Source organism: Variovorax sp. YR752 (assembly GCF_943372545.1).
Window position 1 is genome coordinate 1 of record NZ_CALRZC010000178.1, and the last position, 17416, is coordinate 17416.

At 67.8% G+C, this 17416-nt stretch carries 14 protein-coding genes and 1 pseudogene; 11 read left to right on the plus strand and 4 right to left on the minus strand.

What is annotated here, in order from left to right:
• Positions 1-252: ABC transporter substrate-binding protein (locus AAG801_RS30330; RefSeq protein ID WP_341891722.1), on the minus strand; the 252-nt coding region annotated here is incomplete at its 3' end.
• Between the two features lie 189 nt (positions 253-441).
• Here AAG801_RS30330 and AAG801_RS30335 point away from each other — a divergent pair.
• Genes AAG801_RS30335 through AAG801_RS30360 form a run of 6 tightly spaced genes read left to right on the plus strand, consistent with a single transcriptional unit; the run spans position 442 to position 5902 of the window.
• Positions 442-1704: a dienelactone hydrolase family protein gene (locus tag AAG801_RS30335; RefSeq protein WP_341891723.1), complete on the plus strand. Its 1263-nt coding sequence runs from the start codon at positions 442-444 to the stop codon at positions 1702-1704.
• Entirely contained in the window at positions 1701-2666 is a 966-nt protein-coding gene (locus AAG801_RS30340) for a PDR/VanB family oxidoreductase (protein ID WP_341891724.1), read from the plus strand. Before AAG801_RS30335 ends, AAG801_RS30340 begins: the two co-directional genes overlap by 4 nt.
• Positions 2667-2689: 23 nt before the next feature.
• A complete protein-coding gene (locus AAG801_RS30345; protein ID WP_341891725.1) occupies positions 2690-4045 on the plus strand; it encodes an aromatic ring-hydroxylating dioxygenase subunit alpha in 1356 nt (451 codons plus the stop codon).
• On the plus strand, positions 4042-4530 hold the full coding sequence (locus tag AAG801_RS30350; RefSeq protein WP_341891726.1) for an aromatic-ring-hydroxylating dioxygenase subunit beta: 489 nt from the start codon (positions 4042-4044) through the stop codon (positions 4528-4530). Before AAG801_RS30345 ends, AAG801_RS30350 begins: the two co-directional genes overlap by 4 nt.
• Complete coding sequence (locus AAG801_RS30355) at positions 4527-5120, plus strand: isochorismatase family cysteine hydrolase (RefSeq protein ID WP_341891727.1); 594 nt, start codon at positions 4527-4529, stop codon at positions 5118-5120. The genes AAG801_RS30350 and AAG801_RS30355 overlap by 4 nt, the downstream gene beginning before the upstream one ends.
• Positions 5117-5902, plus strand: a complete 786-nt coding sequence (locus tag AAG801_RS30360) for an SDR family oxidoreductase (protein WP_341891728.1) — start codon at positions 5117-5119, stop codon at positions 5900-5902. Before AAG801_RS30355 ends, AAG801_RS30360 begins: the two co-directional genes overlap by 4 nt.
• Positions 5903-5909: 7 nt before the next feature.
• On the opposite strand, the gene AAG801_RS30365 is transcribed toward AAG801_RS30360, so the two are convergent.
• Positions 5910-6911: a helix-turn-helix domain-containing protein gene (locus tag AAG801_RS30365; RefSeq protein WP_341891729.1), complete on the minus strand. Its 1002-nt coding sequence runs from the start codon at positions 6909-6911 to the stop codon at positions 5910-5912.
• 132 nt (positions 6912-7043) lie between these two features.
• Between AAG801_RS30365 and gnd the strand changes: the two genes are divergently transcribed.
• A complete protein-coding gene (gene gnd / locus AAG801_RS30370; RefSeq protein WP_341891730.1) occupies positions 7044-8468 on the plus strand; it encodes a decarboxylating NADP(+)-dependent phosphogluconate dehydrogenase in 1425 nt (474 codons plus the stop codon).
• Positions 8469-8505: 37 nt separating this feature from the next.
• Here the strand turns inward: gnd and AAG801_RS30375 are convergent, their stop codons facing one another.
• On the minus strand, positions 8506-9261 hold the full coding sequence (locus tag AAG801_RS30375) for a response regulator transcription factor (RefSeq protein WP_341891731.1): 756 nt from the start codon (positions 9259-9261) through the stop codon (positions 8506-8508).
• A 353-nt stretch (positions 9262-9614) separates the two neighbouring features.
• On the opposite strand from AAG801_RS30375, the gene AAG801_RS30380 reads away from it, so the two are divergent.
• A complete protein-coding gene (locus AAG801_RS30380; protein WP_341891732.1) occupies positions 9615-14726 on the plus strand; it encodes a DUF5801 repeats-in-toxin domain-containing protein in 5112 nt (1703 codons plus the stop codon).
• 132 nt (positions 14727-14858) lie between these two features.
• Here the strand turns inward: AAG801_RS30380 and AAG801_RS30385 are convergent, their stop codons facing one another.
• Positions 14859-15953 carry a PA0069 family radical SAM protein gene (locus AAG801_RS30385; protein ID WP_101492079.1) on the minus strand — a complete coding sequence of 365 codons (1095 nt, stop codon included), beginning with the start codon at positions 15951-15953 and terminating at the stop codon, positions 14859-14861.
• Positions 15954-16087: 134 nt separating this feature from the next.
• Here AAG801_RS30385 and AAG801_RS30390 point away from each other — a divergent pair, with 134 nt between their 5' ends.
• The 3 genes and pseudogenes from AAG801_RS30390 to AAG801_RS30400 form a co-directional block, all read left to right on the plus strand.
• A complete protein-coding gene (locus tag AAG801_RS30390; RefSeq protein WP_101492078.1) occupies positions 16088-16681 on the plus strand; it encodes a MarR family transcriptional regulator in 594 nt (197 codons plus the stop codon).
• 69 nt (positions 16682-16750) lie between these two features.
• On the plus strand, positions 16751-17182 hold the full coding sequence (locus AAG801_RS30395) for a DUF393 domain-containing protein (protein WP_341891733.1): 432 nt from the start codon (positions 16751-16753) through the stop codon (positions 17180-17182).
• A 29-nt stretch (positions 17183-17211) separates the two neighbouring features.
• Positions 17212-17416, plus strand: a pseudogene (locus tag AAG801_RS30400) (methyltransferase type 11); the annotation flags it as partial.

The following is a 17416-nucleotide window of genomic DNA, read 5'->3' on the forward strand; positions in this document are numbered from 1 at the left end:
CTGGCGCGCCATCTCGGGGTTGCCTGCCGTGTCGGCCTCCACGAACTCCACCGGCACGCCGCCGAGCTTGCCGCCCAGCTGCTTCATCGCGACGGCGAAGCCGGCCTTGGCCTCGGCACCGCCGACGGCAAACGGGCCGGACAGGTCCATCGCCAGGCCGACTTTCACGGTCTGCGCCTGCGCGGGTAAAGCCAGCGCGCCCACCAGGACGGTGAGCGCGCACAAGACGGATCGGGGCGTGGCCTGCGACATGAAAGATCTCCTCGGGGTGAGTTCGTTGAACGTGGGGGGCAGCAGCAAATACAGGGCGCAGTCTCTGTGCGGCGGCGGCGCCCCGCTATCCGTTTCGTGCGGCGCAAACCGCTGCACGAAATGGACAGACAACGCCCCGGCACGCTTCGCAGAATCGCCGCCGACCCCACCACTTCGAGAGACGACCCGATGAGCGACACCATCGACATTCCCACCGGCGACGGCACCCAGACCTTTCGCGGTTACCTGGCCCTGCCGGCCTCGGGGCGCGGCCCCGGCATCGTGCTGTGCCAGGAGATCTTCGGCATCAACGACTACGTGCGCGAGGTGGCCGACCTCTACGCCGAAGAGGGCTACGTGGTGCTCGCGCCCGACCTGTTCTGGCGCATGGAGCCCGGCGTCGATCTGGGCTACTCGCCCGAAGACTGGCAGCGCGCCTTCGGCTTCTTCCAGAAGTTCGACATCGAAGCCGGCGTGGCCGACGTCACGGCAAGCGTGAAGGCGCTGCGCGCGCACCCGGCCTGCACCGGCAAGGTCGGCGCGCTGGGCTTCTGCCTCGGCGGCAAGCTGGCCTACCTGGCCGCCGCGCACTCGGGCGTGGACGCCGCCGTGGGCTACTACGGCGTGGGCATCGAGGGCGCGCTCGACCTCGTGCCGAAAATCGACTGCCCGATCGCCCTGCACTTTGCGGAGCTCGACCAGTTCTGCCCGCCCGAGGCCCGCGCCCAGGTGCTCGAAGCCTTCGCCGGCCAGCCGAATGCGCAGATGTACGTCTACCCCGGCGTCGACCATGCGTTTGCGCGCACCGGCGGCGACCATTTCGACAAGCCCTCCACGCTCATGGCGCACCAGCGCTCGATGGCGCTGTTCAAGGACGCGATCGGCCCCGTGTACGACCTCTCGGCGCTGTGGGACAAGCACTGCGAGTACGAGTTCGCCACGCGCGACGTGGTCGCCACCATGGCCACGATGGTGAGCGAGCCCTACGTGAACCACATCCCGACCATGACCGGCGGCGTGGGCGTCAAGGAGCTGTCGCGCTTCTACAAGCACCACTTCATCCCGAGCACGCCGCCCGACACACGGCTCACGCCCCTCTCGCGCACGGTGGGCGCGACGCAGATCGTGGACGAGATGCTGTTCAGCTTCACCCACACGGTCGAGATCGACTGGCTGCTGCCGGGCATCGCGCCCACCGGCAAGCCGGTGGAGATTCCGCTCGTGGCCATCGTGAAGTTCCGCGGCGACAAGCTCTACCACGAGCACATCTACTGGGACCAGGCCAGCGTGCTGGTGCAGATCGGCCTGCTCGATCCGAAGGGCCTGCCCGTGGCCGGCGCCGAGACCGCACGCAAGCTGGTCGACGAAACGCAGCCGTCGAACACGCTGATGCCGCGCTGGGAAAAATCGACCGGCCTCACCATCGCCGACCCGGCGCTGCCCTTGGGATGAGCGGCGCCTCCGACATGCTGGCGCTGGTCGTGGACGCGGTCACGCCGCTCACGCCGGCCATCAAGGCCTTCGTGCTGCGTTCGGCCAACGGCGAGCCCCTGCCGCCGTTCGCGCCGGGCGCGCACCTGGGCGTGCAGGTGGTGCAGGCCAACGGCCACGCGGGCCAGCGCGCCTACTCGCTCGCCAAGCCGCACGACGGCTCGGACCGCTGCGAGATCGCGGTGCTGTGCGAGCCCCAAGGCGCGGGCGGCTCCGCCTGGATGCACGCGCTGCAACCCGGCGCCGCGCTGACCGCGCACGCGCCGCGCAACGACTTCGCGCTGCACGCGGGCAGCACGCCGCCCCTGCTCCTTGCGGGCGGCATCGGCATCACGCCGCTGCTGTGCATGGCGCGCTCGCTCGCGGCCGAAGGGCGGCCTTTCGAATTCGTCTATGCCACGCGCAGCGAAGAAACCACGGCCTACCTGCACGAGATGCGCGCGCTCGGCGGCACCGTGGTGCACGACGGCGGCGACCCGGCACGCGGCCTCGACCTGCGCGCGCTGCTGGCCGCGCCCGTGCCCGGCCGCCACCTGCATGTATGCGGCCCGCGCGGCATGGTGCAGGCCGTGATCGACACCGCTCGCGCGCTCGGCTGGCCCGACGACCACGTGCACTTCGAACTCTTCGCCGGTGCCATCGAGCAGGCGGGCGATGCGCCCTTCGAGGTGCGCACGCTGCGCTCGGGCAAGAAGCTGACCGTGGCGCCGCACCAGAGCCTGCTCGACGTGCTCATCGCCGCAGGCCTGGACCCGCTGTACGACTGCCGCCAGGGCGACTGCGGCGTGTGCGTGGTGGACGTGGTCGAGGGCGTGCCCGACCACCGCGACCACAACCTCAGTCCGCGCGAGAAGGCGGACGGCAAGACCCTGTGCACCTGCGTGTCGCGCGCGAAGACGCCGCTCCTGGTGCTCGACATCTGATGACGTTTCAGGAGACCCACCCGATGAATCCCGTGATCCCCATCATCCCCATCGCGGCGACAAACCCGATCGACATCCAGTCGCTCGTGCAGCCCGACCGCGTGCACAAGCGCGTCTACACCGACCCCGCCATCTTCGAGCTGGAGATGGACCGCGTGTTCGGCCAGGCCTGGATCTACATCGGCCACGAAAGCCAGGTGCCCAAGCCCGGCGACTACTTCACCACCCGCCTGGGCCGCGAGCCCGTGGTGATGGTGCGGCACACCGACGGCCAGGTGCACGTGATGTTCAACCGCTGCCCGCACAAGGGCGCCAAGCTCGTGCCCGACGGCAGCGGCAGCGCCGGCAAGTTCCTGCGCTGCCTGTACCACGGCTGGACCTTCAAGTGCGACGGCAGCCTGCTGTCGGTGCCGCTGCGCAGCGGCTACGAGTGCACCGCGCTCGACCTGAAAGACCCGCAGTACGGCGTGCGCAAGGTGGCGCGCGTGGCCACGCACCGCGGCTTCGTGTTCGCCAGCCTGTCGGAAGACGGGCCGGAGCTGAAGGAATTCCTGGGCGGCGTGGCCACGTCGCTCGACAACTTCTGCGACCGCGCGCCCGAGGGCGAAGTCGAGGTGGCCGGGGGCGTGCAACGCGTGGTCCAGCGCAACAACTGGAAGATCTTTTTCGAGAACCTGCACGACACCATCCACGCCGTGGCCACGCACGAGTCGTCGTGGCGTGCGGCCAAGGAAGAGCACGAATCGATGCCCGCCGGCACGCCCAAGCCCTTCGAGGTGGTGATCGTCGACGGCAACGGCGAGCCGCTGGAGTTCTGGGAGAAGCTGGAGCTCAAGGGCTACGACCACGGCCACGGTTTCATGGAAGGCATCTTCGTGCCGCCGACCGATCCGGTGAGCCTGGCCTACGTGGCCTCGCTCGAAGCCGCAAAGGGCGCCGAGCGCACCGACGAGATCCTGCGCGTGAACCGGCACAACACCATCGTGTATCCGAGCTGTTCGCCGCACACCTCGTTCCAGCAGATCCGCGTGATCCGGCCGCTGTCGGTGGACCGCACGCTGGTCGAGATCTTCAGCTTCCGCCTCAAGGGTGCGCCCGAGGCCACCTTCCAGCGCACGCTCAAGTACACCAACATCGTCAACGCGCCCTCGTCGAACGTGATGTCCGACGACCTGGAGGCCTACAACCGCGTGCAGGAAGGCCTGGGCTCCGACGGCGGCGACTGGGTCAGCATGCACCGCGCCGCGGGGCGCGACCAGCCGCTGCCGGGCGGACGCGCGTCCAACGGCAACAGCGAGATGCCCTCGCGCAACATGTTCGCGGCGTGGGCCGGGTACATGGGCGTCGACACGGGCACACAGACCGGGAGCCCCGAATGAACTTCCGCGACTGGAACGAACAGCAGGACCTCACCCAGTTCCTGCACCACGAGGCACGCCTGCTCGACGAGCACCGCTGGGACGAATGGCAGAAGCTCTTCACGCCCGACGGCCTGTACTGGGTGCCGCTGGTGCACGGCCAGGTCGACCACCTCAACCATGCGTCGCTGTTCTGCGAGGACGCGCTGCTGCGCTCGATGCGCGCACGGCGGCTCGAGCAGGCGCGTGCCTATTCGCAGCAGCCGCCCACGCGCACCGTGCACGTGCTGGGCAACATCGCGCTCGAATCGCGCGACGACGATGCGGTCTGCACCGTGCGCTCGACCTTCCTGCTGCTGGAGTGGCGCAAGACCGAACAACGCACCTTCGGCGGCAGCGTGCTGCACACGCTGCGCCGCGCCGACGACGGCTGGCGCATCCAGACCAAGCGCATCGATCTCGTCAACTGCGACGCGCCGCACGAAGCCCTGCAGGTGTTCATGTGAAGGCCGCGCTGCTGGCGATGCACTACCAGAACGACGTGCTGCACGTCGACGGCAAGGTGCGCGTGGGCGTGGCCGCCGACGACCCCGCGCGCCCGCGCCTCATCGCCGCGGCCGCACGTCTGATCGCCGGTGCGCGCGCGAACGGCGTGCCGGTGATCTTCGTGCGCATCGCCTTCGCACCCGACTACGCGGACTGCTTGCGCAACTGCACGCTGTTCCGGCGCGTGGCCGAGAGCGGCGCGGTGCAGGAAGGCAGCTGGGGCGCCGGCTTCTACGACGAACTCGCGCCGCTGCCGGGCGAAACCGTCGTCACCCACAAGCGCAACAACCCCTTCTGGGCCAGCGGGCTCGAAGAGGCGGTGCGTGCCACCGGTGCCAGCCGCCTGTACGTGGCCGGCATCGCCACCAACCACGTGGTCGAGCACGGCGCGCGCCACGCGAGCGACCTGGGCTACGACGTGGCGGTCGTCGCCGACGCCTGCAGCACCGCGCAGGCGCACCTGCAGGCAGCGAGCCTCGAAACCCTGGCGATGCTCGCGGACGTGGTGCACGTGGACGACGCCGTCGCGCAAATGGGAGGCCGGCCATGACGACGCTGCAAGGCAAGGTCGCGATCGTGACCGGCGCCGCCGCGCTGCTGGGCAGCGCCATCGTGCGCGCCTTCGTGCAGGCCGGCGCGCGCGTGGTGGCGGTTGACATCGACGCGGCGCGCGGCGCGGCGCTGGCGGCCGATGTGGGCGCAGGCTGCCGCTTCGTCGCCTGCGACATCGCGTCGGACGATGCACTCGATGCGCTCGTGGCCGGCACGCTGCGCACCGAAGGCCGCATCGATTGCCTCATCAACAACGCCGTGGTCTACGGCGATGCAGGCCTGGATTCCGCGCGCGCCGACTGGCTGGCCGCGCTGAACGTCAACCTCGTCTCCGGCGCGATGCTGGTGCAGAAGACCGCCGACACGCTGGCCGCGCACGGCGGTGCCATCGTGAACATGGGCAGCGTCGGCGGCAAGTTCGGCGCGGCGGGTCGGGCGCTGTACCCCGCAGCCAAGGCCGCCATCCTGCAGCTCACGCGCAACCAGGCCGCCACGCTGGCGCCGCGGGGCGTGCGCGTGAACTCGGTGTCGCCGGGCTGGACCTGGTCGGACGCGCTGTCGCGCATGACGAACGGCGACCGCGCGCGGGCCGACCGCGTCGGCGCGCCGATGCACCCGCTGGGCCGCGTGGGCGACGGCGACGACGTGGCGCAGGTGGTGCTGTTCCTGTGCTCGGACGCGGCGCGCTTCGTCACCGGTGCGGACATTCCGGTCGATGGTGGCTTCTCGATGCTGGGGCCGGACCAGGGGCGGTCGGCGCGGGACTGGTTCGAGGCGTAGCAGCGGTTCAGTTGCGCGACTGCCGCAGCGCGCCCGGCGTACCACCCAGATGGCGGCGGCACAGGCGCACGAAGTGCGAGGCATCAGCCAAGCCGACGCGCAGGCCGATCTGCGCCACGCTCAGGCGATCGAAGCGCGCATCGGCCAGCATGCGCTGCGCCACCTGCATGCGGCAGGCGGCCAATGCGTTCGCGAAGGTGGTCGCGCCCTCGCCCTCGCCCGCTTGCGCGAGGCAGCGGTGCAGGCTGCGCTCCGAAATGCCGAGTCCCTGCGCCACGGCCGCAGCCGTGAGGCCCGGCTCGGCATGGCGCTCGCGCGTGGCGTCGAGCACGCGCTGGCGCAAGGCGGCGCGGCCACACGGGTCAGGCGCCGCCACGCCACCCGCCGGGCCGAGCGCCAGTGCCAGCAACCCGCCGAGCTGGTCGGCCAGCAACGCCGCCGGCAGCGGAGGCCGCAGGGCCACTTCGGGCGACAGCGCCCGGGCAAAGCCGCTGAGCGCCGCGCCCCAGCCGCTGTGGCCGTCGATGCGGCGCGCCACACGGTCGCCGGCATCGGGCAGCCACGACTCGACCCAGGCGGTCGGCAGCTCGATCGACACGGTGTCGGCCGACTGCTGCAGGTGGAAGGCGTAGCAGCGCCGCGAATCGACCAGCACCGCGTCGCCGGGCAGCAGGCGCGCCGAGCGCTCCTCCTGCACCGCGACCCAGGGCGAATCGGCCTTGCACAGCAGGTAGTAGTAGTTCTGGCGGCTGTGGGCGATGGCGCGGCGCGTGCGGTAGACGTCTTGCGCGCTGCCGCGCACGCGGTTCACATGCAGTGGCCCAAGCGGTGCGGATTCGAGCGAGGCGCCGAAGCCGCCGGCCTGCGGGCTGGTCACGTCCATCTCGAGAAAGCCTTCGCAGACCGCGCCGATCCAGTAGTCCAGCCGCTGCGGCGGCGGCACGGCGTCGGTCGACCAGGTGTGGATCGCTGCAGGGGCTGCGGCTGCGGGCGTGGCGGCGGAAGTCATCCCGCCAACATAGCCAGCCCCGACCCGTTTGCCAAGCGGGTATAGACGCCCTCCGACGCCGCGCCGCGTGGGTGCCCGGCACAATGACCGGCTACTTTTTTCAACCGCACACGCACGAAGGGCCCGGCACACATGAGCAAGCAGCAAAGCGATTTCGGATTGATCGGCCTGGCCGTGATGGGACAGAACCTGGTGCTGAACGTGGAAAGCCGCGGCTTCCAGGTCAGCGTCTACAACCGCACCGAGGCCACGACCGAGGCCTTCATTGCGCAGAACCCCGGCAAGAAGCTCATCGGCGCCAAGACGCTCGAGGAGTTCGTTCAAAGCCTGGCCAAGCCCCGCAAGATCCAGATCATGGTGAAGGCCGGTGCGCCGGTCGACCAGGTGATCGAACAGCTCATTCCCCTGCTCGACAAGGACGACATCGTCATCGACGGCGGCAACAGCCTCTACACCGACACCGAGCGCCGCGATGCGTACCTGGCGAGCAAGGGCCTGCGCTTCATCGGCGCGGGCGTGTCGGGCGGCGAGGAAGGCGCGCGCAAGGGGCCGTCGATCATGCCGGGCGGGCCGCTCTCGACCTGGGAGGTGATGAAGCCGATCTTCGAGAGCATCGCGGCCAAGGTGGACGGCGAGCCCTGCGTGATCCACATCGGCCCGGGCGGCGCGGGCCACTACGTGAAGATGGTGCATAACGGCATCGAGTACGGCGACATGCAGCTGATCTGCGAGGCCTACAGCCTGTTCAAGGCCGCAGGCTTCACAACCGACGAGATGGCCGCCATCTTCAACGAATGGAACGAAGGCGAGCTGCAGAGCTACCTGATCCAGATCACCGCCAAGGCGCTCGAACAGAAAGACCCGGAAACCGGCCAGCCGGTGGTCGACCTCATCCTGGACAAGGCCGGCCAGAAAGGCACGGGCCAGTGGACGCTGCTGAATGCGGCCGAGAACGCGGTGGTCATCAGCACCATCAACGCCGCGGTCGAAGCGCGCGTGCTGTCGTCGCAGAAGAAGGCGCGCGTGGCGGCCAGCCAGCTGCTGCACGGGCCGGTGCCCGCGTTGTCGCTGGAGAAGCAGGCGCTGGTGGCCAAGGTGCACGACGCGCTCTATGCCTCGAAGGTCATCAGCTACACGCAGGGTTTCGACCTCATCCAGACGATGGGCGAGAAGAAGGGCTGGAAGCTCGACCTTGCGGGCATCGCGTCGATCTGGCGCGGCGGCTGCATCATCCGCGCGCGCTTTTTAAACCGCATCACCGACGCCTTCCGCACCGACCCGGCGCTGGGCAACCTGATGCTCGACCCGTTCTTTCAAGACCTGCTGAACCGCACGCAGCAGAACTGGCGCGAGGTGGTGGCGCTGGCGGTCAGCAACGGCATTCCGGTGCCGGCCTTCAGCGCCTCGCTGGCCTACTACGACAGCTACCGCACGGCGCGCCTGAGCGCGAACCTGCTGCAGGCGCAGCGCGACTTCTTCGGGGCGCACACGTACGAACGAGTCGACAAGCCGGAAGGCCAGTTCTTCCACACGGACTGGCCCGAAGTCATCGAGTAAGCGGCGCCCTTCAACCGGCGCGGGTGCCTGCGGCGGATCAGGCGAGGCGCCAGCGCCGGCTGTGCGGCCCCTGCTTCGCGAACACGTGCGCCAGGTGCTTCTTGACCGTGTTGACGCTGATGCCGAGCCGCTCGGCGATCTGCTTGTTGGTCATGTCGCGGTGCATCAGCGACAGCACCTCGTCCTCGCGTGCGGTCAGCCGGATGGCTGACGTGGTCCCGCAGGACGCCGGCCGGCCGCCGGTGGTCTTCAACCGCAGCACGGACAGATACAGCGCCTGCAGCACCGGCCCCGGGAAGCCCAGGATGCCTGCGAGCACGGCATCCAGTGACTGTGCGAGCTGCTCTGCGCTCGCGGCCCACTCGACGCTGCCACGCGCCTGGCTCCGGATCGCTGCATCCAGGCCCAGCAGCGAGGCCGCGTCCCAGCCCAGGAGCCAGTCGGTGGCTGGAAAGCGGCGGCGCAGATCGTCCAGCCGGTTGACGCTCTCCGGCGAAATCAACGCGATGTCCACCAGCAGCAGACGAGGCGCCTGCGGCCGGCAGAGGGCCTCCAGTTCAGCGAGGCTGTTCATCTGCGCGTACGCGACCTCGTACATCCGCCCGGCCCGGTGCCTTGAGGCCAGCAGGCCGAGCCCGAACAGCGGTGGTGGGCGGCTGGGGCCGGTGGCGACAAGCACCGGCACACGGACGTCGGCGGACGGGCGCGGGATGTCGAAGAAAGCCGGCTGAAAACGGTCCGTTGCCAACAGCGCGGGTGGCGCGAATGGCGACAGGGGACGCAAGCCTTGCATGAACGCCAGCGGGTCTGCGTTCCACGCAGGCTCCAACCCAGCAGGCGACAGTGGGACTTGTTCCATGGTTTCCCTCCGAGGTGCTCATGGGAGGCAGCCGAACCTTAATGATAAAGACCACAAATTCTTACGAACAGGTCTACGGTCCTCGCAAGGTATCAAAGGGTAAGGGCGCGCGACCGGCACGGCGCATCACCCTGTGGGTGACAACTTTTATCCTATGGACGGGGCGCAGCCCTGAGGTTCAGCATCCTTGTCTGCTGATAAGTGAACGTGGTTGATCGCCAGCGAGCGCACGTCAATTCGGGAAGGACTGACTCCTATCGGCGCACTTTTCAAACCAAGGAGTTCCTATGGCTGCGCTCAACCTGACGGCCGGCTCGACCGTCACTCTCGATGAATCCGCCAACTTGCAGAACCTTGCCGCTACTCCCGCTGCGCCCGGCGACAGTAACGACAATGACATCTCCGCAAGTTCCCTGCCCGCCGCCTTCATCACCCGCCTGGCGGCCCAAAGCGCAGGCACCGCCATCAACGCGGCGTTGAGTGGCTACAACGGCAGCAACACCGGCACCAACGCCTTCACGTTCAGCCTGACGGGCACGGTCACCGACATGTCCTTCACGGACGCGAACGGCGCGCCGCTCAATGGTTTCGACAGCGGCCTCAACACCGCCGACGGCGAAGACATCTTCCTGTACACCGACACGACCAACAACAACGTCGTCTACGGAAAGACCGCCCTCAATGTCGTCGTGTTCGCCGCCTACCTCGAGGAAACGGGAAGCCCGGTGACCGGCGCCAAGATCTGGACCGTCCAGTACGAAGCGATATCGAACCCCGATGCGGCCAACGCCGACGATCCGGTCGACCTGACGGACAAGATCTTCGTCGGCGTCAGCCAGGACACGGAGTTCAACCTCGCGGACGCGCCCTCCGGACAGAACCTGTTCCTGATGTTCACGACGGGCAGCCCGACGATCGTCGATGGCCGGATTACCAACGTGTCGATCATCGCGACCGGCAAGGACCCGGCCAACCAGTCCGGTGCCAATCCCAACATCACCACCGACGACATCAACATCGCGACCGGCGACACGATCAACACCAGCAAGGCAGGCGGGCCGACCACGTTCGGCACCAACAGCCAGATGATCACCGAGCAGGAAGGCATCCGCTTCTCGTTCGTGACCGGCGCCAGGGCGGACGTCACCATTCCGAACCTGGACCAGAACGAGGCCGACCTGGAGTCGAACATCGACTTCACCGGCACCTTCGGCGCGAGGACGGCCGACTTTGACGTCGTGCAGCTGCAAAGCGGAAAGAGTGCCCAGGTCAAGATCTCCGCCTTCAGCACGGCGGCGGAGTCCGGCAACAGCTTCATCGACGGCTATGCGAACGACGCGGTGATCTCGATCATGAGCGTGCGCGTGCTCAACTCGGTCACCGGGGCCGTGCTCGAAACCTTCGCGGCCGGTGCCGAGGGTGGACTGAGTTCGACCCTCGCCATCAGCATCACCGCCGGCGTTGCGACCATCACCGGCGTCGTGGCCGGCCAATCGATCGAATACACGACGTCGGCGGACCACAACCGCGTCCTCATCGAAAACGGGGCGGCCCTCAATGCCACGGGCAACACCCACGCGGACTTCGACATCGGGGGTTTCCGGCTGCTGAGGTCGTCCACCGCCACGGCGGAGATCGGCTCGCAGATGATCTTCGAGGACGACGGGCCGAGCATCGCGGTGGCCGACACCGCGCCCGCTGACGCGTTGACGGTGGACGAGACCATCCTCGCCACCAACGCGTCGGCCAACTTCGCCGACAACTTCTCCAGCACGCCCACCTACGGTGCGGACGGCGCAGGCACGGTCACCAGCGCCTACGCGCTGAGCTTGAAGACCAGCGGCGCGGACTCCGGTCTGGACGACGTGGCTACCGGCAACAGCGTGTTCCTGTTCCTCAACGCCTCGGGCGTGGTCGAGGGGCGCGAGGGCACGGACGCCGCGGCGTCCGCCACAGGCGATGTCGTGTTCACGGTGAGCGTCAGCGCCACCGGCACGGTCACGCTCGACCAGGTGCGCGCCATCGTGCATCCGAACGCCTCCAACCCGGACGATTCGAAGACGCTCGCCGCGGCCGACCTGATCGTGCTGACGCGCACCGACACGATCACCGACAGGGACGGCGACCAGAGCTTCGGCTCCGACTTCCTGAACATCGGACAGGCCCTGCACTTCGAGGATGACGGGCCGAGCATCGTGGTGGCCGACATCGCGCCTCCCGACGCGCTGACGGTGGACGAGAGCATCCTCGCCAACGATGCGTCGGCCAACTTCGCCGACAACTTCTCCAGCACGCTCACCTACGGCGCGGACGGCGCAGGTACGGTCACCAGCGCGTACGCGCTGAGCGTCAAGAGCGTGGGCGTCGCCTCGGGCCTGGTCGACACCCTGACCAACCAGAGCGTGGTGTTGACCCTCACCGCCGGCGGCGTGGTCGAAGGGCGTACCGCCACCAGTGGCGCGCTGGTCTTCACCGTGAGCGTCAGCGCCACCGGCACGGTCACGCTCGACCAGCAGCGTGCGATCGTGCATCCGAACATCGCCAACCCGGACGATTCGAAGACGCTCGCTGCGGCCGACCTGATCGTGCTGACCCGCACCGACACCATCACCGACAAGGACGGTGACCAGGCCATGGGCTCGGACTTCTTGAACATCGGCCAGGCCTTGAACTTCGAGGACGACGGGCCGAGCATCGTGGTGGCTGACATCGCGCCTCCCGACGCGCTGACGGTGGACGAGACCGCTCTGGCCACCAACGCGTCGGCCAACTTCGCCGACAACTTCTCCAGCACACCCACCTACGGTGCAGATGGTGCAGGCACGGTCACCAGCGCCTACGCGCTCAGCGTCAAGAGCGCGGGCGTCGCCTCAGGTCTGGTCGACACCCTGACCAACCAGAACGTGGTGTTGACCCTCACCGCCGGCGGCGTGGTCGAAGGGCGCACCGCCATCAGCGGCGCGCTGGTCTTCACCGTCAGCGTGGACGCGGCGGGCCTCGTCACGCTCGACCAGCAGCGTGCGGTCGTGCACCCGAACATCTCCAACCCGGACGATTCGATCACGCTCTCCGCGGCCGACCTGATCGCGCTGACGCGCACCGACACCATCACCGACAAGGACGGCGACCCGAACACGGGCTCGGACTTCCTGAACATCGGTCAGGCCCTGAACTTCGAGGACGACGGCCCGAGCGTCGTGGTGGCCGACACCGCAGCCCCCGACGCATTGACGGTAGACGAAACCTTCCTCACCACCAACGCGTCGGCCAGCTTCGCCGACAACTTCTCCAGCACGCCGACCTACGGCGCCGACGGCGCAGGCACGACCACCAGCGCCTACGCGCTGAGCGTCAAGAGCGTGGGCGTCGCCTCGGGCCTGGTCGACACCCTGACCAATCAGAGCGTGGTGTTGACCCTCACCGCCGGCGGCGTGGTCGAAGGGCGCACGTCCGGCAGCGGATTGCTCGTCTTCAGCGTCAGCGTGAACGCTGCGGGCCTTGTCACCCTCGACCAGGAGCGTGCGATCGTGCACCCGGACACCACCAACCCGGACGATTCGAAGACGCTCTCTGCGGCCGACCTGATCGTGCTGACCCGCACCGACACCATCACCGACAAGGACGGTGACCAGAACACCGGCTCGGACTTCCTGAACATCGGCCAGGCCTTGAACTTCGAGGACGACGGGCCGACCATCGTGGCCCGCACCGACCTCATCTACGCGAACACCAGCAACCCGTCGCCCGGCGGCACTGGCACCTTCGACTACGAGATCGGCGCCGACGCGCGGTCGAGCTACAGCCTCTCCAACTCCGACTTTTCAGCGATCACGCTGACTGGCACGGTGGGCAATGCGGCGATCACCAGCCCGACGGTGACCTGGTCCACCGAGACTGCGACGGGCGCCTCGTTCGCCGTGAGTTTCAGCTACAAGCCGGACCCGGGTTCAGTGACCACCACCAACGCCACCGGCACGCTGAGCTTCGACAAGGTGAACGGCACCTACTCGCTCACGCTGAATGCGCCCATCGCGGGCTTCAACACCGTCTCGACCGGCCAGGCCCTGGGCTTCACCGGCTACACGGTGGGCACATCGACGGTCGACCAGACGCAGCCCGACGTGTCGGTGGCCCAGTTGAGCAGCAACTTCTTCGTGCAGTTCACCGGCTACAGCGAGCCGGGCGGCGGCACCGGTGCCAACAACATCCAGGCGATCGCGCCGGCAGCCCCGTTGGGCACGGCCAACGGAACCGCCTTTGTGAACGGCGAGCTGTTCAAGCAGGCAGGGACGTGGGTGAGCGTGTCCAACCTGGCCAACGGCGTGGCGGGCGACACGATTCAACAAGGGGAGGTGCTGGACCTCGACTTCTTCGCCGCGAACCCGTTCGGCTTCACGACCACAACGCCGACCACACAGGCCGCCGGCATGTTCCTCAAGTTCGACGGCATCGGCAGCGAGGACCTGGTGCTCGTGCTCAAGCTGGTGGACCCGGACGACGGCAGCCGCACGACGAAGGCCATCATCATCGACAACGCCGACATCATCAAGTCGGGCGGGACCATTCCGGCCCCGTACAGCATCTTGCTCGACAACAACGATGGCGCGGTCATCATCGAGTCGAACGACTTCAACACCGGCACCGAGAACTACGTCATCGAAGGTGCGCAACTGCTGGTGTCGACAGAAGGCGTGACGGGCACGGCCATCAACCTCAATGCACTGACGGGGGCCGGCGGCGGCAGCACCACGCTCCAGGAATTTTCGGGAACACCTGGCGTGGCCAACCCCGAAGCGGCAACCTCCGACAACGACGTCATCAAGATCTCGGACATCGGGTTCGTCACCCTCAACAGCGGCCAGCTCGACGCCAGCCTGCAGTTCTCGCTGGCGGTCAAGGACGCCGATGGCGACGCCACCGCGACGCAGGTGCTGGACGTCGGCATCGTCGGCGGCACCGCCTTCACCGGTGGTGCGGACAACGAAGCGATCCAGGGCAGCGCGGGCAACGACACGCTCAACGGCGGCGGCGGCAACGACACGCTGACCGGCGGACTGGGCAAGGACACGCTCATCGGAGGCGATGGCAACGATGTGTACGACTTCAATGCCGTGGCTGAGAGTCCGGCCGGTGCGAACAGGGACGTGGTCTCCGGATTCATGAGCGGTGCGGACACGCTCGACCTGTCGGGCATCGACGCCATTTCGGGCAACGCGAACGCGGACGATGCCTTCAGCTACCTCGGCGATGCAGCGTTCACCAACTTGGCCGGACAGCTGAGGTTCGACGTTGCCACCCAGACACTTCAGGCCGATATCGACGGCAACGGCGGCGCCGACTTCGAAGTGCAACTGGCGGGTGTCGTGGTGGCACCACTGCCGGACGACCTCTTCATGTAGGCCCAGGCATTGCGTTGAAGCGAAGGCGGCCCTACCGACCGCCCTGGGCTGGTCGGTTGCAGGCCCTCGCGGGCGGCGCCAAAGCCGACGTCATCGACGAGATCAACGGCTGGCTCACGCGCTGACACGCACTCAGAACAGATTGCCCTGCCCTTGCGCGCCCGGCGGCCGGAAGGCCGAGGTATCGAGCGCAATCCGCTCGCGGTTGAAGCCCAGCCGGTTCGTCGCCTTCTGGAAGCGCTGATGAATCAGGTCGGCCCACAGGCCTGAGCCTTTCATGCGCGTGGCGAAGTCGGCGTCGTAGTCCTTGCCGCCGCGCATCTCGTGGATGCGCGCCATGACGCGCTCGGCGCGCTGCGGGTAGTGCAGCTCGAGCCATTCCTTGAAGAGCGGCGCCACCTCCCACGGCAGGCGCACCACGGTGTAGAAGGCGCTGCGCGCGCCGGCCTCCCAGGCGGCTTCGAGCACCTGCTCCATGTCTTCGGTGATGAACGGAATCTGCGGCGCCACGCTCACGCCCACCGGCACGCCGGCCTCGGCCAGCGTGCGGATGGTGCGCAGCCGCCGGTGCGGCGCAGCGGCGCGCGGCTCGAGCTTGCGCGCCAGTTCGCCGTCAAGCGTGGTGATCGTGACGTACACGGCCGCGAGCCGGTCGGCCGCCATCGGCGCGATCAGGTCGAGGTCGCGCTCCACGGCGCTCGACTTGGTGATGAGCGCGAACGGATGGCGCACCTCGCTCAGCAGCTCGATCACGCCGCGCGTGAGCCGCAGCTCGCGCTCGATGGGCTGGTAGCAGTCGGTGGCGGTGCCGATGGCGAGATTGCTGGGGCGATAGCTCTTGCGGCCGAGTTCGGCGCGCAGCACCTCGACGAGGTTGCGCTTGGCGATGAGCTTGGTCTCGAAGTCGAGGCCGGGCGAGAGGTTCAGGTAGCTGTGCGTGGGCCGCGCAAAGCAGTAGATGCAACCGTGCTCGCAGCCGCGGTACGGGTTGAGCGAGCGGTCGAAAGGAATGTCGGGCGACTCGTTGCTGCTGAGCACGGACTTCACGTCTTCGAAGCGCACCTCGGTGGCCAGCGGCAGCAGTTCGGCAGCTTCGGCCTCGCCTTCTTCCAGGGTGCCCCAGCCGTCGTCGAAGGCGTCGCGCTCGTCTTTGGAGAACCGGTGCGCGAGCCGCGTGGCCGCGCCACGGCCCTTGATGATGTGGATGGGAACCTGGGCGGCGGGCATGGCGAGTCCTTGGAAGGAGGCAGGAAACAAGTTGAACAACTGTTTATTCATACAGTATTTCACTTTTGTGCTGACCGTGCAGCGTTTTTTCTTTCTGTCTTGACAGAAATTAAGGAATTCCTAAACTCGACGCTATGGAACTCACCGACATTCAACGCAAGTTCGTTCTGCACTGGGGCGAGATGGGCTCCATGTGGGGCGTCAACCGCACGGTCTCGCAGATCCACGCCCTGCTGTTCGCGCATGGCAAGCCGATGCACGCCGAAGAGCTGTCGGAAACGCTGGGCGTGGCCCGCTCCAACGTCAGCAACAGCCTGAAGGAACTGCAGGCCTGGAACCTCGTGCGCGTCACCCACACTCTGGGCGACCGTCGCGACTACTTCGAGACCAGCGTCGACGTGTGGGAGCTGTTCCGCACCGTGGTGCGCGAGCGCAAGGAACGCGAGTTCGACCCGACCATCCGCGTGCTGCGCGAGATCGTTTCCAGCCCCGATTTCCAGAAGGAGCCGCCCGATGCACAAGACCGCATCCGCTCCACCATGGACCTCATGACCAAGCTCGCCACCTGGGCCGACGAGATGCTGCGGCTGTCGCCCGGCACGCTCGACAAGGTGCTCACGCTCGGCGCCAGCGTGCAGAAGTTCGTGCGCGGCGACACCGCACCGCCACCGCCCCCCGACAAGGGCGACGACCCCGACGCGCACCACGCCAGCCTGCCGATGATCTGAGAAAGGCTGAGTCCTTTTTTTTGCCTTCTTATTTCTGTTTTGACTGAAATATCGAGAACCAAGAACGCCATGACCCGCTTCGCCCCCGCCACCTACCCGCTCACCGTCTATTTCGACGCCACCTGCCCGCTGTGCACGGCCGAAATGGGCGCCATGCAGGCGCGCGACAGCGCCGGCCGGTTGCATCTGGTCGATTGCTCACCCGTCGGTTTCGCGGACGGCCCGGCGCCGCGCGAGGCGCTGATGCGTTCGCTGCACGCGGTCGATGCCGCAGGCCGTCTGCGCGTGGGCGTGAACGCCATCCGCGCCTGCCGCGCCGCGGTGGGCCTGCCGGCCGGCGGCGCCGTGCTCGACCTGCCGGTGATCGGCCGGCTGGCCGACCGCGCCTACGCGGTGCTGGCCCGCAACCGCTACCGGCTGCCGCGCTGGCTGGTGCTGCGGCTCGCGGGGCACGGTGCGATCGCGCCAACCACCTGCGCCGACGACCACTGCAAGCTCTGAAAAAACTCACATCGCCTGAAGGAGTTTCGATGCCCGACGTCTTCCAGCCCGACTTCCGCCTGCCCGGCACCGCGCGGCCCGCGCCGCCTGCGGTCGAAGGCCACGTGAGCCGCGAGGACACGCAGGACTATTTCACCGAGGTTGCCGACGACTATCGCGCCTGGAGCCCGAGCTACAACATGCACTTCGGCTTCTGGCGCCTGGGCCTGAACCCGCTGCGGCGCGAAGGCATGC